The organism is Microcoleus sp. D3_18a_C4 (assembly GCF_036702415.1).
Classification (GTDB): Bacteria; Cyanobacteriota; Cyanobacteriia; order Cyanobacteriales; family Microcoleaceae; genus Microcoleus.
This window is the reverse complement of record NZ_JAUBTI010000043.1, coordinates 1-20,109: the sequence shown is the minus strand read 5'-3', so window position 1 is coordinate 20,109 and position 20,109 is coordinate 1. Positions and strand designations below refer to the sequence as shown.

The following is a 20,109-nucleotide window of genomic DNA, read 5'->3' as shown; positions in this document are numbered from 1 at the left end:
TTTAACAGTCGCTTTTTATAGTGACGCTTATCTGGGGTAGCTCAGATGAGTGACAGCCCGCTATCAAATCCGTTTTGTACAGAGTAATTGTCAAAGGCAAACAGCAGCAAATTTCCATTTTTTATCAACTTTTAGCATCTTTGCCGGAAGCCCCACACCATACCTGTAGGGCTGTTGGTGTCGGGATGAATAGGCAGATTGACGTAGGGAAAGCGAGTCAATCAATCGTGTTACAGTGTAATCGCTCCACTGTTGTATAAGCTGAGTAAGGGTCTTTTCTAGAGAGGAGGAAAAAATTCTGTATTTAAAGCTCATTAACCATGTGAGCGAAAAGGGCGATCGGGAAAATGGGTCTGGGGTTGCGACTTTAACTTAGAAGTGATATCGTAGTATCGGTAGATAGTAGATTTCCGGCTGTCAAACAACTTGAGAATTGAATCAATGACAATTTCTGTAACTATCGGGTTAAAGTCGGAAATAAAGTCGTCGGCGTTGAGATTTTCTCGAAAAAATTCCTTAGCTCGATCGCACTGATAGCGCATTTCGTCAAACCCAACAATTTTTACCACAAACGTTGTCAGTGGCGAGTTCTCCAAATCGGTTTTAGAAGTGCTTTTAGCCCGCCCATTTTCTAATAAATTCAATACTTCCGCTTCTAAACCACTTTTAGGTTGGTAAGGTTTCTCTATTTCGGGAAAAAAGCTTTCTAGGCGCACGCAGTTAGCAGCTTGATCGGGAAATCCTCCCATCATCATCGCCAGAGAAACATCTATCCCCAAACCTGAAGAAAGAGCTTCTAGCAGGGCTAGGGCAGCCAGTTTGCACCCCAAATAAAGCTTCGCAATTTCGAGATTGTACTTAGCAGTAGTTTCCCAGCGCTGATAGGTGCGATCGTCTGGATATCCCTCAAACTGCCGGAAAATTATTTCTGGCTTGAGATAATTCAGAAAACCTTCCATCTTCACCAAAGCAACTCGGTAGTCGCGAACCGTGTAAAAACCCCAGCAGATGAGATTGTGATTGGTTTCCGGCAGTAAATTCCAGGTATTTGCCAAAAAATGGGCTGAACTATGGTGAGCAAAACTCATCACATCCCGGTTAGAGATTCGCACAGCTTTTTTGACCGTTTCCCGCATTTCCTCGTCCGTTAAACTGAGGTTAAACAGGCTATTTATTGCTTGCAAGCGCTCATAAAGGCGCTGGCTTACCGTTACTCCCGCATCGGCGACGCGAAAAGGAATTGTTGCTTCAATGCAGCCTGCAATTTGAAGCAATTGCTCGCATTTTAGAAATGGTTCTAGAGCTTTTGCTGCTACCACAGCGCTAAGAAATTCGTTTTGTCCGGCCAAAGGATTGAGAACTTCGCCCGGTTCAAAATTGAATACCAGCATTACCATCTCGAAGGTAGCATCCGCAGGCAGTTCAGATTTATCCCGAATTTGTAGCTGTTTGTTAACCTCTTTTGCAACAGGAGTGATGTAGTAGCTGACGTTAAAGTTAATGCTGCGATCGACTTGCAGGTAGACGGTATCGTGAAATAAAGCTGCCAAAACCTCGATCGCATCTTCATCTCCCCCCACATCAAAAATATGTTCGGGAGTGTGAAAAAACCGCCAGGGCCCCATCATCGGTTGAACAATCAGTTCGGCAATCCGAGCGAGTTCACTTGGTTCGACTTTTGCTTCCAGGCGATCGATCGCCCAAATCAGCCTGTCTAAGCACTGTAAGTAGGCTTGTTTGCTATCCATCACAGTCTTTCCCAATAACATTGCTGTCAGTCGATTTTAGATTTTAGATTTTAGATTTTAGATTTACTCCACAGATGAATCTGGAAGCTTGAACCTTGGTCTAAAATTTTTATATCTCCACGACAGGAGTCGGGCCATTGTATTCGTTTTTGGGCGGGTCACGTCAGCCACCCTGGTGTTAGTTTGATTCTTTCGTAGATGCGCCCCGGCTTTTTTGACTTGGGATATTTGAGGTTTTTGTTGAAGACTTTAGCGGGTATTTAGGAGGCAAATACTTACTTAAACTCAACTTAATTTCCAGTTGCTGACCTCCCCTGTTTTCCTAGCCGAATTAGCACAAAATATGACAAGTAAAGTACATAAATTGCTAAACCTATCATACCCAACAATCCCAAAAATTGAGGGTTTGCCGTAGGGTGAAACATTTGTTTGTACAGCCAAGGTGGATCTAACCAAACGCGGCAAAAAGGTTCATCAATTATCTGAATTTGAGATTTAAAGGCACAGCTTAAGAAGAAAAGTTGAGCTAGAGCGCCCAAACCGCTGTAAACAGTAATCGCCCACCGCCAAGCTGTAAAAGCCAGTTTCAGGGGCGACTGCGGTCGATCGGCAATTTCTTCGTTTAAATCCTCCCAAAACCACAGACTAGCAGGAATTAAGGCCCTCCCAATCACCGACGATACAAAGCTCACAGGCAGCGCAGCCATCATCAGGTAAAGTGTAATTGCCAGCAAACTCGCCACCCGCCAATAAATAATCGACAAACGGACGATCGCCTCAGCTTTTGCCACAACAGCCCAAATCAGCACTACCAGCGGGATCGAAATTGTTAATAACACAGACAACCGATAATCCATCCACACCAGTGGTTGAAACCAAGGCCCGGTGGCTGCCAATAAAAGACTCAACATCTTTGGGAAAATATACTCACTTATTAGTCACAAATTTTACTACAAAAATGCTAAAAAATCCGCAACCAGAACACGGTCTTAATGTTTTAGTTACTGCTACCTTTTCTAAGGTACTTGGCGCGCTTTGAAGGGTACTTGAGACACGATAGACGGCAATACGCTTGAGTTAAAACTGTTGATTCCTCAGATATCTCCTTCCCATCCTGGCAGCGCTTGGGGGACGCAAGAGCCAAAAATTCTTGTCCCCCAAGAGGCAGGGCGGTTTCATTCTCACGAAAATCGCGGTTTTGACTCTTGTAGTGCCAAGAATGCCTACCCCCCACAGACGATTTCACAAGCGTTTCAGACATGGGGGCAGCCACTCTTTGCTGCCCCTACAAGAGAATGAAACAGCCCTGGTTGGGCGGCACGGGGGAAGCTGGCGGATTTGAACCGTATGGGGATAGAGGGCAACTCTCGCCATTATTTCAAGGCTCAACCCCTAAAATAAAATTCTCCCGCGCCAAAAGTTAGATTTCGGCGCGGGAGGGAAGGCATAGAGCTAAATGGCTCGTTTATTCCTCGTAGATGCGGCACTCAGCAGCGTCAGGATTGTCGTCGCAAAATTTTTCAAAAGAATTCTTAGGTTTGACTTGCTTTTGGTGGGAAGCTTCTGCTTGCAGTTCTTCAACTGCGTCCCACGCCGCCGCGCATTCCCCGGAAGTAGCGCCCTTGGCGTCACAGACGGTACGAGCGCTTTCTAGTTCTTCTTCAATTTTTTCTTGGATGTTGACGGAGGGTGTTGTTGTCATAAAAAAAACTCGGTAAGTGGGAAACGAGCGTGGCTTTAGCCCGCTCGTGGAAAACGACTCGGCGATTTCAATCGCCTTGAATCCCCTCCGGCGAGGGTTCGAGAGGGAATTTAATCAACCTCTCCGGTGAGGTATGATTGCCTCAATCTCCCATTTCTGGGGTAAAGTTAGCACGCGCCTTTGTTTAGTGAGCTTGTTAGGCCCAAAGCACTGTAAAGCGTGACTTTAGAACTGTTTAACCTTCAGCGACAGAGCAAGGAACTAGCTACGCATTCTCCCGGTGTCGTGACTCAAAAAACTTAGCCAGTTAAGGCGATAGCTGGTCAGTACAGCTTGCGAGAGATTTCTCTTACAAGCGAGCGTGGCTTTAGCCCGCTCGTTACTGACCTTATTAAGTAAGAAAGGTTTTCTTTTTGGATGTTAGTTTGGGTTGGATTTGCTGTTTCGGTCTGGCGACCCCAGCTAATAATAGCTTGAGAGGCGCGACTGTTGCAGCAGCCCAGAGAGAAACCATCCATAAGTATGAGCGCATTAGCCGTCTCTACTTCCTGCTTTACTAGCCCGTAGGCGGATTCTAGTCCACAGGCATCAATGTAGGTCGAGCCAACCTTACTTTTGATGAAAACATTACACGAGGTTGGTGTGTCAAACTGTATTGAGCTTTATCTTTTAAGATTTAGCTGAACATGGGATTTAACAGTTAACAGATTAATGGGACACTCATGTTAACTTATGTTAACACAAGAACGGCGATCGAGGGGGAATCGATCGCCCAAGAATAGCGTCCCCCCAGCGGCCAGTTCCGGTTAGCGTAATGTATAGAGATAGTTTTATAGAGAAGTTTGCCTTATGTACACCCAAAACCAAATGCAGTGGGTCAGCGCTTTATCAACCCGTCCCTCTTTGGAATCCGCCCTCAAAGAAGTTATAGAACAAGCCGATCGCGACCTAGAAGGCCCGGCCGATTTAGCGCTGATATTTATCTCGTCTGCCTTTGCCAGCGAGTATTCTCGGCTGATGCCTTTACTCCGAGAACTGCTGCCAGTGCCCGCGATCCTGGGCTGTGGCGGGGGAGGAGTCATCGGCACGAACCGGGGCGGCCTCACCGAAGAAGTCGAGGGATCTCCCGCAGTCAGCCTGAGTCTGGCCCGTTTGCCGGGAGTGAATGTCAGAACTTTTCACGTCGGTGCAGAAGAACTGCCGGACTTAGATAGTCCCCCGGATACTTGGGTGGATCTCTTGGGCGTGCCGGCCCAGGAAGAACCGCAGTTCATCATCTTGGCCGACCCCTTTTCCGCAAAAATTAACGATTTGCTGCAAGGGCTAGATTATGCCTATCCGGGCGCGGCGAAGGTAGGGGGACTCGCTGGGGGGGACGGTGCGGGCAGGGGCGCGGCGCTGTTTTGCGACTATCACCTTTACCGAGAAGGGACGGTTGGGGTAGCTTTGAGCGGCAATATAGTTTTGGAAACGATCGTCGCTCAAGGCTGCAGACCGATCGGGCATCCTTATCGGGTGACGGAAGGAGAACGCAATATTTTGCTGAAACTCGAAGAACAAACCGACGATACGGGCAGCGCGGGCATCGAGCGATCGCCCTTAGAGGCGTTGCGAGAGTTAGTTCAAACTTTGAGCGAAGAAGACCGAGAATTAGCTCAGCACTCGTTATTTGTAGGCTTAGTCAGCGATGAATTCAAGCTGACATTAGAGCCGGGAGATTTTTTAATCCGCAATCTGTTGGGAGTAGATCCGAAAGTGGGGGCGATTGCGATCGGCGATCGAGTCCGTCCCGGACAGCGCATCCAATTTCACCTGCGGGACGCGCGCACCTCCGCAGAAGACCTAGAAATGCTGCTCGATCGCTATCAGCGGGCCGCCGAGTACAGCGGTACATCCAGCGCCGGCGCCTTGATGTTCTCTTGTCTGGGGCGCGGTGAAGGGCTTTACGGCCAGTCGAACTTTGACTCCCGACTGTTTGGCCGATACCTCAAAAACATCCCGCTGAGCGGCTTTTTCTGCAACGGCGAAATCGGCCCCGTCGGCGGCAGCACATTTCTGCACGGCTACACCTCCGTATTCGGGATTTGTCGCCAAAATTCATAATTTGTGAACGGTTGACTGTTGACTGTTGACTGTTGACTGTTGACTGTTGACTGTTGACTGTTAACTGTTGACTGTTAACTGTTGACTGTTGACTGTTGAAAATCTAAAATCTAAAATCTAAAATCTAAAATCGATCGACGGATGACCAATAAATAAAAGCGGCAGTCGCCTGCCGCTTTTAGCTGTAACTAGATGTCTGGAAACCTTAGAAACTAAAGGTAGTACGGAGGAGTCCGACCCAGATATCCTCGTTTCTGTTGTTGTGTTCGGGGTTTAGAATCACGTAAACGCCCGGTGTCACCGAAATAAAGTCATTGACTTGGAAGCGATAGAAACCCTCTAAGTGATAAGAGGTGTTGCGGTTTCTGGCGACATCACTCTCGGTAACTTTTGGCGGTACACCGAAGACGAAGCCGAGGACGTTGCCTTGTCGGGCAAAATCTCCCAGGGCCACAGTGATAGCACCATTCTGGATGGTAGCGTCATTGTTGCCGCCCCGCAGTTGTTCAGCCTTCGTATAACCGTACCAACCGCCAATCTGAAAGCGACTGCTGGGTTTGAAGTTAACTTGCACGCCAAAGTTATCAGAGCCAGTGGCTGATTGACCGAAGGGCCGGTTAGCCAAGGCACTGCCGGTGCCGCCCATGATGCCAACATCGCCTGCCCGATTGTATTTCCGGGTGTAAGTCAAGCCCAAGTCAAACGGTCTGCTAAAAAAGCCTATCTGACCCAGAGCGCTGAAAGAACCGTTGAAAACGCCCTGGCCGTTTGCAGGGTTGGGAGCGTCGCCGTCGGAGGCCAGATAGCCTGCGGTAGCTCGGAGGCTGCCCAAGTTGAAAGTCACACTTGCGCCTGCTCCCTGCGGGCCGCGGAATACTGCCGGGTTGCGAACTCCAAATCTCGAAAGTGAACCCGAACTCGTAGAGTTACCAAAGGTAGAAGCCTGGTCTGCAATTTCATCTAGGTCAAGTCCTTTAGGACCGACAAAGACTGTAGCGGCACCCATCGGGAACCGATAGTACACCTCGTCTAGTGTGAATTGGCTGCCATCATCGCCGTCAAAGGCCAAGCGAGCCATGTTGGTACCGGTAGCCGTGGCTCTATCGTAGCGGGCGGTGTTGACTGCTTGCAAGCGGGTTCTGAGTAAGTCTCGACCGGTGAAGCTGGTGTTGAAGTTCAACCGCACCCGGTAGCCGAAGTTGGTAGACGTTTTGTCGTCGTGAAGCCCGACACCATCTCCGAAGGTGTCGCTGACGGCAAAGATGGCTTCTCCAGCCAATTTCGTTGTGGTGGAGAACTGGTTGGCTTCGAGTTCTGCGGTGCGAGCTTCTAGGCCGTCTACTCGTCCGCGCAGGGTAGCGAGTTCGGCTGCAAATTCTTCTTGCAGGCGTTGCAGGATGGCTAAGTCGTCTCGGGTAACCAAGTTACCTGTTGACCCAATTAGTTTGGTTATGTTGTCTAAGCAAGCGTTGACGCCGGCTGCAAATTCGTAGCGAGTCAGGGCGCGGTTGCCGCGGAAGGTGCCGTCGGGATAACCTACGATACAACTGTAGCGTTCGACTAGGGATTGCAGGGCTTGGAATGCCCAATCTGTCGGGCGCACGTCGGAGAGCTGAGAGACTGATGTCACCTGGGACATGGTTCCCGACGGTTGGGCCGGCAGCGCTTGGGGAGCAACAGGGACGATGGGGCCGCCCATTCCGGCGGCTGGTGTCTGAGCAATTTCTACCTTAGTAGCTGGGGTAGTAGCTGGGGTAGTAGCTGGGGTGCTGGCTACTGCTGGCACTTCAATTTTCCCAGTAACTTCTGTCTGGCTGCTTTGCACTGCCAAGTCGGATGCTTGGGGTGACGGTTCGGCTGTGCCTGCTGCTGCTAGGGGTTCAGTCGCTGCTGCTGCGTTGGCCGGAGCGATTGGGGCTGCTAACTCGATGTCGCTCCCTGTTGTTTGCAGTGTTGTTTGCAGTGCTGCTTCGCTGGTTTGTGGTTCGATTAAGGCTAGTTTTTCAGCATCTGCTTCGTTAACGACCGGGGTTTGGGCCGCTTCGACGCTGCTGTTTAAAGCCAGCTTTTCTGGGGCAGCAGGGGCTGCTGCAACTGGTTCTGCAACTATTTCTCCAACTATTTCTGCAATTTTTGACTCAGATGACTGAGCTGTAGCTAGCTGGTTGGCTTCAGCGGTTGCGGTCACTTCTGCGGCGATCGCAGTGGCAGTCATGACTGATGATAGCCCCAGAATTGCCGGGGATACTAGCAGTAAATTCCAAAAAGTTCTGTTCATTTTCCTCACACCTTCACACTCTATTCAACTCGACGAGCAGCAATTCCCAACTGCTAATTTTTGTGGTTGCTTGCCTGTTGACAATAACTGCCAAAATAGAACCTATCCATAACTGTTGATTCACTGTTGATTCACAGTAGGCGTGTCTACTTCTGCTTGAACGTATGGGCCGAGCCCTTATACCCCCAGGCATCAATTCAGGTCAAGCCCACATTACATTACGGTTGATTATACCATCACGTGCTAATTTCATCTCTCGATCGCCCGACTTGCTTGAGTTGCTCTGCGGGCGATCGACAACTGGTTCTACGGGTTCGACCACAATCTGCCTCTAACTGACAACTGCCCAGAGTCCTCGGTTACGCCAGACTTAACAGACAGTTCTAGGTAGGATTGTGGCTGCTTGTCGCATCCCTTATACAGCTTTATCTCCTCTTATGTCAAGGTTTTTAACCTAAGTTTAAACCTCGCGACCCGGCAGGGGCTATTTTCACGCCATGAGTGGGGAACTCAGACCTAAAGGCTGGTAGATTTACCCGCTCCAAACCAAAGTTCAGGCTTGACCAATTTTGCTTTTCTGATGCCCCCAGCAGTCGAGACTTGCCAGGGCGATCGCCATTTTTGATTCCGCCCGTCGGCGGGTTTAATTTCCGGCTATTTTAACACAACTTTTTTGTTGTTTGAGTGCGACTGCAACTGGTGGTGCTTGACCCGCTGTTGGCGCAGGGAAAGCTCACTTGCTTGACAGACCAACTATCCCCAAGATTCCTAGCGGTTTTAACGATGTTTTTGACGGAGGGCGATCGCAGGAGTTTAGTGTTAAGCTGGCTAAAATGCAGAAGTCGAAAATAGAGCTGCTGTCAGAACAAAAAACCCCAACGCTGGGGGTAAGCAAGTTATACCATTTTCGCTTAAAGAATTGGGAGTAACTGATGACATAAAGGTTGGGAGCTTGCCTACACTTGGATTATTTGGGGTAACTGGTATTAGTAAAAAAGTGAGGTTTTATGGAAGATTTTGGTGTTATTATTGCTTGCTGCGACCAAGATTATTTGTTTGCAAAGGGTTGCTGTGCTAGCATCCGATATTTCCTGGGAGATGTTCCCATCTGCCTGTTGATTGACGGTACGTTTTCCGTGACTCCCCTAGAAAAAGCTTACGGAGTGCGCGTCATTAATCACGATAGCGTCTCGGAGCCACTTCTGAGACAAAGAAGTTTTGGTTGGGGAAAAAGTCACATGATTCCCTTTTGGGAAAGTCCTTGGCAAAATTTTCTCGTGATGGATGCAGATACAATTGTTTGGGGAGATGTCCTCAAATTGGCTAATTTTCAAGACTTTGACTTTATTATTGACCAGCCTTGTAACGATTACTCCGATGCGGATATCACGGAATTTTTCTTTGACATTCCGGGAGTCGAAAAGTATTTTCCCGATTTTCGTTGGCAAGACTATCGCTCTCGCTATGTCTGTCCAGGCACATTTTTTGGGAAGCGAGGTGTTTTCAGCTTAGAGGAGTATAGAAAGATTCTGGATTTTAATGATGAACATCCAGAGATATTTAAGTATGGAGACATGGGCTTTTTTAACCTGATGGTCTTCCGCGCCGCTCAAGAGGGCAAACTGCGGGTGCAGAATGTGGATATGCAGTTGTTGGTGCCGGATTTTGACCAGGATTTGTTGAGAAAGCGGTTTCCGGTTGAATCAAGCGGGCCTGCAGGCGATCGTACTCAGGCGACTGTGATTCACTGGTGCGGGCCGAAGCCGACTTTATCTACTGGGAAAGTTTACTCGGAACCGATGAATTTTTGTCGTCGCAAGTGTCAGGAAGATGTTTGGAACCGCACGGGTTTGGCTGCCGAGATGTCGCTGCAAGTTGAGGATTTACAGCGATCGATCTACGTGTATAAGAATAAGTTTAAGAAGAAGTTTCGGCAGTTGGCGGGAAGTAAGTAGGATTTTTTAACCGCAGATGTCAGCGGATGAACGGGGATGCACGGGGATTTGGGCTTACCCTTCGAGGGGTAAAGTTGGTCCGGCTGGCGGTAAAACTTGGCGGTGAACGCTTATTTTGTGGCTTTCCCGCTGAGTTTGCATTTCGACGGCGATCGCCTCAAATTCGACTTCCATGCAGCCGTAGGGAATCTCTAACTCGACACTTGCTCGAACATTTCCAAACCCGTTAGCTTTAAATTCGGTAATCCAGCGCGGGCCGTCGAGAATCAGGTAGGTTTGCCGATCGTACACCCAAACTTTTACATAAATCCGGGGCATTAATTCCGGGAGTTGCACTTGCACTTTTACAGCCTGGCCCGCGATGATTTCGGCACGCGGCAATTCCAAAATGGGCATCGGTACTAATTCGTCTTCTGGCAAAACGTAGGGAGTTGGGGGAGTTACTTCGGCTGCGACAGTTGCGGTTTTTTGAGCAACTTGTTTCGGCTGCGGGGGTTCGTCAAAAACCACAAATTCTCTGGCTTCCGGGCTAGTAGATTTGGGATCGGAAATTGTTTCGCTGGTTTCGGGTTGCTGCTGGGTTGGGCTGCTTTCTTCCACAACGGCAATTTCGTCGCTGCTATTGGCGGCGGCTGTTGGATTTGGTGACAGGGTGGTTGCTTTCAGCCAGTCGGGGGATTCGCCGTTGCTGGCTAGGGAGCTCAGTCGCGACCAAAATCGACTTTCGACGTTTAAGGTCTGAAATGCCTGTTTTGTGGGTGCTGGCGGGGTTTCTGGGGCTGTTGTTTCTGGTTGGGGGCTGTTTTCGTGTTTTTGGTCGATCGCTCCGATTTCGGCTGTTTGAGTGGGATTTGGGAGGTCTAAAGGTTTGGTTTGCGGGTCGATCGACTCTGCGGCAGTTTGAGGCGAATTGGAGATTTCCGAGAGCAATTGCGATCGGCTGCTGTCGGGCAGTTTGTTACCGAATTCGGGCAATTCTAGACCGCCTGCACTTGGGCTGTGACGCGAAGCCAGTAGAGGGGGTAGGGCTTCCTTGCTTGGGGCTTCGGCGGGGGAGGGAGGCTCTAAGGATTTTTCTACTAGCTTGAGGAAGGATATATTTTTGGCGCTTCCAGGCTGTTTTGAGGCTGTTGGGGAGGGTTCCGCTTGATGCTTTTCTTCGATGAAATTGTCTTTAATTTCCTGTAGAAGGTGCTCTAAACGAGCTGTAATTGTGAATAGTTTGGTAGCTAGGGTGACGCCGCCGCTGCTGAGAATTGCTTCTCCTAAAATTAGGCGGCTTTTGCACTCGGTTGGGATGTAGGTGACGCAGGCAAAGATGCAGGGGGGAACTTGTTCTGGCATCGGCTGCTGGATTTCTGCGAGAATTTTTGAGGTTTGGGGGTCGCGCAGGTAAATTTGCAGTTGTGCTGAACCGATGAGTTGTTTGAGTTCTATCGCTTCGGATTCGGGGATGAGAGTTGCTGTTTTTCTGCTTTGTTGGGGGTGTTGGGGAATGTCGATTTTGCCGGAAATGATTAAGGGGCGACCGAGTTGGGTGACGAAGGTTTCTCGATCGAGGAGGAGTTCGAGTTTGACGCCCGGTTTGGGTGCGGGGGTTTGGGGAATTGGGAATTGGTAGATTTTGGTCTGCTGCGGTGCTGAATCGGCTGCTGGGATTTGGGTTGGTGCGGGGCGATCGACCGGGGAAGCGATTTGTGGGGCTGCGCGATCGACCGGGGAAGCAATTTGTGGGGCTGCGGTGGAAGCAGCAGGTTCGAGGTCGATCGGCGGTAGGGGTTCGGAGGTTTCCGATTCTGCGGGCAATACTTCCAACTGAACGCCGTACTGCCAAGGTTTTAGTGGTGTTGATTTGGGATCTGGCAAGCAGGAGAGTTCCCACAGTCCGGGTTTGAGCCTGGTGTAGGGAATGATCACGACTAATCCTTCGGGGTTGGTGCGGGCCGATCGGCTTTGGACTTTCCGCTGCGCCCCTTGGTCGAAGGAGGTATGGGTAACGCGAATTTCGATGTCGGTGTTGGGGTGCTGAATGCGAGCAACCACGCGGTATTTACCTTCTAGAATTTCCACGTCGGAGGTTTCTAGGGGCAACCAGGCGCGATCGCCTTCTTTCTGTAGCAAAAATTCTAATTTTTTCATCTTTCTTTCCCCTTGAAGGCTCCCGCTTGATTCGTCACAGGTTGGTGGTGGTTTGTTGAGCGACAGCTACAGATATTAAATTACTTATGTTTTATAGCCTATCACCTGTGTCGGTCAAGAGGCTCACTTACCAAGGACTGCCGATAATGCTGAAAGCTGCCCAATAATACGGATGGGATAAATCTTTGCTGTCGAGTTTGGGGATGGACGGGGGCAAGGGAGTGTCGCCTCGCGCACTTCGCAGTTGACCGCCTTCGATCGTCACTTTGCCTTCGATCGCGGCAATTTGTGCTTGCCGCATTGCTTCAGCTTTAATGATTGGAGGGTCGTTTGGCCTGCGGATTTTTAACTGCTGGTAAAACTCTGTCATCAAGGCGAGAGTCCCCGCATCGCTGACGTACCACAGGCTGGCGAGGGCTGATTTTGCTCCCGATTGCAGCGCTAAACCTGCAAATCCGAGTTCTGCTTCTTTGTCTCCCAAGGCGGTTCTACAGGCGCTTAATACTAATAGTTCGAGGGGCGGATTGTTCCATTTTAAATCTCTCATTTGATCGAGGCCGAGTTGGGTGTCCCAAAATTGAATGTAGGAGTTATTTGGAGTTCCTGGGCGGAATTCGGCGTGGGTGGCAAGGTGGATGATTCCGTATTTTTGTTGCAGTCGCTGGGATTGCAAGTTTACTATGGTGAATTCTTGGTTGAGAAAGGATTGACCGGGCCACTGTCGGGCGATCGCACCTAGTTCTAACGGAACTGCTGGCAGAGGTTCTTTGTTCGCCGTTTCTGCGAAATCAGATGCTCCCATTGCTAGAACTTGCACGTTTCTGAGGTCGGTGTAATTGCTGTCTGTGAGTTTGAAGGCGGGGATGCGGGAGAGGCTGTATTTTTGGATCAGAAATTGCTTTCCGTCGTGCATTGCTGCTAGGGGTACGGTTCGCAAACCTGCGCCGACGCAGAACAGCAAGGTTTCAATTTTTGCTGTTTGCAAATCTGTTTCTAGGGGTGCAATTATCCATTTGTAGAGTTGTTGGGCTGGTGCTAGATAGCTGGTGGTGTTGATTTTTACGGGGTTGGTGATTTCGCTGCCGAATTCTTTGACTACTGAGAGCAGTTTCTCTTGTTTGGCTTCGGGGACGCTGCGGAGAATGGGCGGGCGATCTGGCAATATTAAGATTAATTCTAGTTGGTCGGTGCGCGGGATGGCGTAAATTAAAGCTGGTTTTTTCTTGGTTTGAATTGCTAGGCGCGATAGAGTTTTTGATATTGCTGCGGCAGTTTTCGCACGGGCTGCAAAGTCTTGTTCAAAGTATTTTTGATAGTCTTCTTCCCAGTTTTGTTCGATTCTGGTTACGGCTTCGGTGAGGTTTCCCCGATCGAGCAAATTTCTCATTTCTTGCCCGCCCGGCCCGCCCTGGCCTGTGTTTTGGGCAATTGTAGCCAGGTTCGCGGTGCTCCAGCAGAAAAATATTGCTATCAAACAGTAAAAAATAGCTTTTTTAATTTTTTTCTGAGTCGTGTGTTTTTGGCGTTGCTGCTGAGATTTGTCGTGCATGATTTTGGGGCGGTTAAGGGCGCCGTTGGCGGCAGCAGTTGGCAAAAGTTTGGATGTGGCTGGAAATTTTTACTGTGCTGGCGATCGCCGCACGACTATAGCATTCAAGACCAACCCCAAATATCTACCGTAGGGTGTGGATATTAGCAGCAACAGAGGCCCCACGCCAAGAAATTCGCGATTTATGTAAAAGTTTGTAAATTATGCAGGGGTTTTGCATAAACAGGACTTACGCAAAAAAACTGAGATGTTGCACCATTTTCAATAATCCTTTTATGAACAGGCTTTTCGGCCTGTTCCACAAAAAATTCATCTTTTGTGGAACGGGCCGGAGAGCCCGTTCTTAAGAATGGTGCAAGATGTGAGTTTAACCTGCATTAGCTATACGGGCGTCTTTGAATTTTTGCGGCACATCCGCACTTCTCAGGTTGAATCGAGTTTTGTCTTGGTATTAAGTGAGGAATACCCTGCATCGAGCACCGATATATTGAGTTCCCTCAGTAGATATATTCTCTGTATTTACTTATTTTAAAATAGTTATCTTTTTCGCCCCAACTTACTTAAAGCTCGACTTGTTAATTGTTTTGCCTCGGATATCTGCCAGGTTATTTCGTACAATTCGCCAAGACTGCTTTTCGCCTAAAATTTTGCCTGAAAACCTCCTAGTTTTTTAACATCATTGGCGGCGGTTGCTAATAGTTGAGCAACATAAATAAAAACACTTAATTATTTAGAAAATTTTACGCTATGCGGTCGATCGCTTTTTTCTTCTTTTCTCCTAAATAAGTAAAGCCTTCTTCCTTCTGCTATACATTGTGTGCGATCGAACTTGGCACGGTGCGTTAGCGAAGCCCTCGAAGAGGATCGCGATCCGATTGGGGGATGTGTCTTAGTATTTCTTCACATATCCTGATTTCGGTCTATGATATATGCCTTATGGCGTATTTGTGTTTAAAGCCCGTTACCGCGTACCGCTGATGAGTCAATCAACCAATCCACCGCTATCCCAACCAGTTTCTCGAAGAACCGCCCTCAAATTCCTCGGAGTCGGTGCCGCAGGCGGGCTGCTGGGCTACTCTCGATTTTCCAAGCCAGAGCCCGCCGTTTTTGTGCAAGATTCTCTTGACTTGCCCCGAATGCTGAATCAGCGCAAAACCGTTGCAGTTGTAGGGGCAGGCTTGGCCGGGCTCGCCTGTGCTTACGAACTCAGTCAGCGAGGTTTCGCCGTGACGCTGCTGGACAAATCGCCCCAACTCGGCGGCAAAATTGCTAGTTGGCCGATACAAGTCGGGAACGAAACTTTTATGATGGAACACGGTTTCCACGGTTTTTTCCCGCAATACTACAACCTCAAAAGTGTGGTTGAAGAACTAGAAATTACCGATAATTTTGTATCTTTAGAATCCTACGCCGTTGTGTTTCGAGACGGCAAATACAAACCCGAAGTTTTCCGTCCCAACCATTCAGCTTTTCCCTGGAATATAGTTGACTTGGGGATATCTTCTCCAAATCGGCTCAAGTGGGGAATCAATCTTACAAAACCCGCTCACTGGCAAGTATTTCGAGAAATCGGCGGTTTTCAAACTCAAAAAAGTTTCGATCGTCTCGACAATATATCAGTGGCCGACTGGGTAAAAGGTGAATTTCCGCGCGGACTTTATGACTTGTATTTTCTGCCTTTTGCCAAGTCCAGCCTCAACGCTCCCGACGAATTGAGCGCGGGAGAATTAATGCAATTTTTCCACTTTTACTTTTTTGGAAATCCAGAGGGTTTGGCCTTCAACGGTACGCGGCAAGATATGGGCACGAGTTTGGTGCAGCCTATTGCCAAAGCCATTGAAAGCAAAGGCGGCAAAGTATTGACAGATGTCGCAGTCAGTGAGATTCGCTGGGAAAACGGCAAGATTGATTCTCTGAGTTACCAGTCTGGAGATGTGCAAAGTAAAATACCTTTTTGGGTGAAGCGAAACGCGCTGTTAACTGACAGCAACTCTACCGAATATTTCGGCGCTGGAGACAGCGTATTTGCCGCCGCACCGTCGGGAAAAGAGGCAATTTCTCTGAGCTGTACTCACCAAGGCTGCACAGTTCAGAAACAGAATGACGGTCAATTTCACTGTCCTTGTCACGGGGCAGTTTTTGATGCCGAAGGGCGGGTTGTGAGCGGGCCGGCTCAGCGGGATTTGCCTCGATTTAAGGTTGTCGATGAAAAAGCAGATGAAATACAGTTAGCAGCAGCGGTTAACCAATCGCATCCGCAAAATTTGGGAGAAACATTGAAGGCTGATTATTATGTTTTGGCGGCAGATGTTCCGGGGATGCAGCATTTGTTTAGTTTGGCTAGCGGTGAGGTAAATCCGCAGGTGCAGAGTCGGATAGAGAGTTTGAAAATAGCCGATCCGTTTGCGGTGGGCCGTTTTTGGTTCGATCGCGAATTTCCCTGGGAACACAGCAATTTCAGTTCGCTTTCCGGCTACAAACTGACTGACAGCATTACGCTTTACCACAAAATTCAGGATCAGTTCATCGAGTGGAATCAGAAAACTGGCGGTAGTGTAGTGGAACTGCACGCTTATTGTTACAAGGAGAAGGAATTTCCGAACCAGGAAGTTTTGCTGGCGACTTTTGAGCAAGAATTGTACGAAATTGTACCGGAATTAAAAGAGGCAAATATGCTGCACCGGGAATTGGTAAATCAAAAGAATTTCTCTGGATATCCGCCCGGTAGCTATGCGGAAAGACCGGAGACTTGCTGCGCTGTTCCGAATCTGTTGTTTGCGGGAGATTGGGTGAAAATGCCGTTTCCGTGCGGTTTAATGGAAAGGGCAGTGAGCAGCGGTTTGTTGGCAGCTAATGCTATTTTATATCAGGAGGGTTTGCAGAGGCGATCGCTCTTGACGGTGAATCCCGAAGGCGTGTTAAAAATCTAAGGTTTCCAGCGGGGCGGGCTTTATAAATCGTCAATTATCGGCTGGTATCCTCGGTGAAACCCGCCCCCTGTCATACCATTTTAGATTTTAGATTTTAGATTTTAGATTTGAAGAAATGGATATCACTGATTCAATAGGGGTTTAGAGGTTTCCTACACTTGCATTCTTTTTTTAAGATGAGTTACGGTTTGTGGGGGTGGTTTCCTTGACTAGAAAAGGCAGAGCTTGCCAACAAAAAAAATATCTGCGTTGAGGGGGGTGGATATGCGGTTAAAATATTATTGAATGAGTATAAAGCAATAATAGATGCTAAATAGTAACTGCAAAATTCGCAATAAATCTGTAACCTTTGATGCTTTTGCAACAGAATACGATTTCGCCGCCACCTTGCAAAACCAGAACGATTTCTTTACTAAAAATCTATCGACCAGCAAAGGTGCAGTATTAGATATTGGCTGCGGTTCGGGAATTCTGGCTTTTGAATTAGCCCAGTATTACGATAATGTTGTCGCCGTCGATTTGTCAGCAAAAATGCTAGATATAGCCCGTCAAAAACGCTCAGCCCCCAATATCGAATACATCCAAATGGATGCCAGTCAATTAGCGATCGATCGCCAATTTGATTTAATAGTTAGTGCTGCTACTTTTCACCACCTGCCCAACCTCCCCGCGGCCCTCGATGCAATTAAAAAATTGTTAAATCCGCGCGGAAAAATCGTCTTTTTAGATAATATATCAGAAGTCGAGACCCCTGCTACAATAGGCTACATATTAGGTGCTGCGAAAGATTTGAGGATCGACTGTTCCACCTACGGATTTCGCAATGCTTTAAGATTATTAAAATTTCGATTGTCGCCTGGGTGGTTGAAGCATTTAGCTAGCGATAGGTATTTGTCAGAACGGAGATTTAGAAAAATTTACGGTCGTTGCTTTCCGGGCTGTTATTTTGTAAAATTGGGTTGTTTTATGGGCGTAATTTGGGAAGATTTGTAATGCAAAACAACGCGATAAAATCGGTAGCTGCAAGGGGAGAAAAAACTCACATCCGCCAGTTGGGTATTAATCTCGATCGCTGGTATGCGATCGCCCGCAGCAGCGAGGTGGAAACTGGGCCGCTAGCTGCGAAAATCTGGAATCGGGCGATCGTACTTTTCCGCGACAGTGCAGGCAAAATCAACGCTTTAGAAGATAGATGTCCCCACCGGCAAGTTAAACTCAGCCACGGCAAAGTCAAAGGCAATTTAATCGAATGTGCTTACCACGGATGGCGGTTAAATGCAAGGGGAGAATGCGCCGAAGTCGATTATTTAGCAGAAAATCAAAAGCTACCTAACTGCAAAATTCGCTCCTATCCAGTCCAGGAAAAAAACGGTTTTATCTGGCTGTTTCCCGGCGACGAAACCCAAGCCGAAAAAACTAATTTACTGGATGTGCCAGAGTGGGAACATCTCAATTATATTGCCACTGTTTCAGTCATCGACTGTCAGGCACACTATTCATTTTTAATTGAAAACTTGATGGATATGTACCACGGACACTTGCACGATGATTGGCAAGCTTGGGCAAATCCGGTGTTAGATACTTTAGAAGAAAACGAGCATCAAGTAACTGCTCGCTATCAGGCACAAAGTTATTACAAAATAGATAAAATTTGGTCAATTTCTCAGTTGTTTTTTAAATCTTTGCGCCGACTGCACCCGGAACCGCTGGAGGTGAGCTATGTTTACCCGCACTGGGTTTCAACTTTGGGGAGTGACTTTAAGATTTACTGCTTGGTTTGTCCGGTTAGCGAGACAGCAACTCGCGCTTATTTAATTCATTTTACCTCATTAAATGCGTTTTGGCGGCTGCACAAATTGCCTGTTTGGTTTCGCAAGTTTATCAAAGATAGTTGTTTCGGTGCGGCTCAAAAGTTATTAGATGGTTTGGTGCGGCAGGATGTGTTAATGATTGAAGAAGAACAGCAGGCTTTTTTGCAGCATCCAGAAAGAAAAAGTTATGAATTAAATCGAGCTTTAGCCAGCGTGCAAAAGTTGATTAGAAGTCAGGCGGAAAAACAGTAAAGTTAGCTTACAAACTGATAATTTTGTTTGTAATAAGAACTTTATACCAATTTTTTATGAGGCCCCGTAGAATCCGATCCTCCCTTAGCTTGCCCCCTACTCAACCCCTAGTCCCCTTAATAAGCGGGGGACAAGATTCCGATCAAAGTCAACCCCTACTCCCCAACAATCAGGGGGAGTAGGGGGTATGCGAGGGGGATCGAGATATGTGCAACTTCACATTAAATTGGTATTAATCCTAATTGAGATCAAATCCACTCTTCATCAGAATTATTCATCTCTCTTATCTCCCTCTGTGTTCTCTGCGTTCTCTGTGGTTAAATCATTCCGATACAACGGGAAACGATATGACTCTGAGGAAGGACTGAAGTCCTCACTACAAACGTAAAAAATCTAGTTACCGCCAGCACAAACTTTACTTTTTAGGCCGCTGCTTCTGGTAAACGCTGATAACTTTATCGGCATAAGTAGCAGTTGCCCCACTTTTACAAGCTGCGGAGTCCCCTGTCATCCACCAGCAAGCGGCGCGGCGTACAGCGGCTGTTTCATTGTTGCTGCTAGCTTTGTATTCGTCGCGCAGCAAATCGCCCACGATACAGGTAACAATTGATTTGGCTTTTGTCGCGTCAGCCTCAAATTGTTGCGGTGTTAAATCTTGTTTGGTACAGAATTTGGCCCAGCGGGAAATATTGTTCGGTAAAACTTGCCACTGACTGTACATTCCGTCATTTGCGGCTTGTGGGGGGGCGGCTTGTCGCAGCGCTTCTACAAGGGCGGAAACTTGCGCGTCGGTGACTGATTGCGCTGCTGCTGGAAGTGCTTGCAATCCGAGGCTAATTATCAGGCTGCCGAATAGTAGATTGGTTTTTGCGATCGATTTAAAATTCATTCACAATGCCCTGTGTGATTTAAACTTTTGTTTCCTCAAACAAGGTTTACTATTTTGTCGAGCGAATACCTCTGTCTTAAGTATGATTTGCTTGTTGAATGGGCTGTCGATCGCACTTACGAGAGAAATTGCCGATCGACTGCGATAAAATTATAGAAGTACAACCCGCGAAATTCAATGAAAATGCCTACCAGCGATAGCTACCGCGAGTCCCTAATTGAATCTCTCAAAGATGCCGAACACGCTGCTGGTTTTATCGGGGCTATCTTAGAAGAAAAAGACCCTGAACCAGCACTTTTGAGAAATGCCATCCGAAAGGTGATTGAGGCTCGAATCAGGATGAATGCTCTTTCTGATTCAGCAAAAGAACATCACGAAAAACTCGACAAGATGCTGACTGAAAGTGGAGGTTCGGAAATTTACAGTTTGGTAGAATTGCTCGAAGCGTTAGGATTTAAACTAGAAATTACTGTCGCAGATACTGAGTTGCCCGCTGACTCGAAATCAACGGAGATTGGGGAATCAGAATTATCGCCCGAATCAGTTAATTTATAGCAGATTGTATCCTTATTTCGATCGCAGTAAAGGTTAATCTAGATTATCGGTTGTGTGGGGGCGGGTTTATATAAATTGTTGGCGGGGATTAAATATTATTGGTGAACCCGCCCCTACAGACATTTGTAGATACTGTCTTGATCTGTCAAGGGGTAGCGAGTAAATAATTGGGGTCGAAAGGCTTTTGGGACTTTAAAA

At 47.8% G+C, this 20,109-nt stretch carries 14 protein-coding genes; 7 read left to right on the top strand and 7 right to left on the bottom strand.

Translation table 11 applies throughout. The features are described from left to right. Positions 1-314 precede the first annotated feature (314 nt). The 3 genes from QUB16_RS18865 to QUB16_RS18855 all read right to left on the bottom strand — a co-directional run bounded on the left by QUB16_RS18865 (position 315) and on the right by QUB16_RS18855 (position 3,450). Positions 315-1,769, bottom strand: a complete 1,455-nt coding sequence (locus QUB16_RS18865; protein ID WP_445251139.1) for a hypothetical protein — start codon at positions 1,767-1,769, stop codon at positions 315-317. 269 nt (positions 1,770-2,038) lie between these two features. After that, positions 2,039-2,659: a DUF3177 family protein gene (locus QUB16_RS18860; protein ID WP_333318370.1), complete on the bottom strand. Its 621-nt coding sequence runs from the start codon at positions 2,657-2,659 to the stop codon at positions 2,039-2,041. Between the two features lie 554 nt (positions 2,660-3,213). Next, positions 3,214-3,450 (bottom strand): Calvin cycle protein CP12, encoded by a 237-nt coding sequence (locus QUB16_RS18855; protein ID WP_333318368.1) that lies wholly within the window; start codon positions 3,448-3,450, stop codon positions 3,214-3,216. 849 nt (positions 3,451-4,299) lie between these two features. On the opposite strand from QUB16_RS18855, the gene QUB16_RS18850 reads away from it, so the two are divergent. Then, positions 4,300-5,553 (top strand): FIST N-terminal domain-containing protein, encoded by a 1,254-nt coding sequence (locus QUB16_RS18850; protein ID WP_333318366.1) that lies wholly within the window; start codon positions 4,300-4,302, stop codon positions 5,551-5,553. Between the two features lie 205 nt (positions 5,554-5,758). Here the strand turns inward: QUB16_RS18850 and QUB16_RS18845 are convergent, their stop codons facing one another. Continuing rightward, positions 5,759-7,831: an iron uptake porin gene (locus QUB16_RS18845; protein ID WP_333318364.1), complete on the bottom strand. Its 2,073-nt coding sequence runs from the start codon at positions 7,829-7,831 to the stop codon at positions 5,759-5,761. A 737-nt stretch (positions 7,832-8,568) separates the two neighbouring features. Between QUB16_RS18845 and QUB16_RS18840 the strand changes: the two genes are divergently transcribed. Beyond that, a complete protein-coding gene (locus tag QUB16_RS18840) occupies positions 8,569-8,760 on the top strand; it encodes a hypothetical protein (protein ID WP_333318363.1) in 192 nt (63 codons plus the stop codon). A gap of 78 nt (positions 8,761-8,838) precedes the next feature. Continuing rightward, on the top strand, positions 8,839-9,786 hold the full coding sequence (locus tag QUB16_RS18835; protein ID WP_333318361.1) for a hypothetical protein: 948 nt from the start codon (positions 8,839-8,841) through the stop codon (positions 9,784-9,786). A gap of 54 nt (positions 9,787-9,840) precedes the next feature. On the opposite strand, the gene QUB16_RS18830 is transcribed toward QUB16_RS18835, so the two are convergent. Both QUB16_RS18830 and QUB16_RS18825 read right to left on the bottom strand, forming a co-directional pair. Next, positions 9,841-11,925: a hypothetical protein gene (locus tag QUB16_RS18830; protein ID WP_333318360.1), complete on the bottom strand. Its 2,085-nt coding sequence runs from the start codon at positions 11,923-11,925 to the stop codon at positions 9,841-9,843. A 127-nt stretch (positions 11,926-12,052) separates the two neighbouring features. Beyond that, positions 12,053-13,474: a CHAT domain-containing protein gene (locus QUB16_RS18825; RefSeq protein WP_333318359.1), complete on the bottom strand. Its 1,422-nt coding sequence runs from the start codon at positions 13,472-13,474 to the stop codon at positions 12,053-12,055. Between the two features lie 929 nt (positions 13,475-14,403). On the opposite strand from QUB16_RS18825, the gene QUB16_RS18820 reads away from it, so the two are divergent. The 3 genes from QUB16_RS18820 to QUB16_RS18810 all read left to right on the top strand — a co-directional run bounded on the left by QUB16_RS18820 (position 14,404) and on the right by QUB16_RS18810 (position 18,467). After that, complete coding sequence (locus tag QUB16_RS18820; RefSeq protein WP_445251138.1) at positions 14,404-16,404, top strand: FAD-dependent oxidoreductase; 2,001 nt, start codon at positions 14,404-14,406, stop codon at positions 16,402-16,404. 306 nt (positions 16,405-16,710) lie between these two features. Further along, positions 16,711-17,397, top strand: a complete 687-nt coding sequence (locus QUB16_RS18815; protein WP_333318357.1) for a class I SAM-dependent methyltransferase — start codon at positions 16,711-16,713, stop codon at positions 17,395-17,397. Further along, the gene (locus QUB16_RS18810; RefSeq protein WP_333318355.1) at positions 17,397-18,467 is read left to right on the top strand and encodes an aromatic ring-hydroxylating dioxygenase subunit alpha; all 1,071 of its coding nucleotides are present in this window, start codon (positions 17,397-17,399) and stop codon (positions 18,465-18,467) included. The genes QUB16_RS18815 and QUB16_RS18810 overlap by 1 nt, the downstream gene beginning before the upstream one ends. 415 nt (positions 18,468-18,882) lie before the next feature. On the opposite strand, the gene QUB16_RS18805 is transcribed toward QUB16_RS18810, so the two are convergent. Then, positions 18,883-19,356 (bottom strand): hypothetical protein, encoded by a 474-nt coding sequence (locus QUB16_RS18805; RefSeq protein WP_333318353.1) that lies wholly within the window; start codon positions 19,354-19,356, stop codon positions 18,883-18,885. A gap of 183 nt (positions 19,357-19,539) precedes the next feature. Here QUB16_RS18805 and QUB16_RS18800 point away from each other — a divergent pair, with 183 nt between their 5' ends. Further along, positions 19,540-19,911, top strand: coding sequence for a transcriptional regulator (locus QUB16_RS18800; protein ID WP_333318351.1), 372 nt, complete (start codon positions 19,540-19,542; stop codon positions 19,909-19,911). The last annotated feature ends 198 nt before the right edge of the window (positions 19,912-20,109 follow it).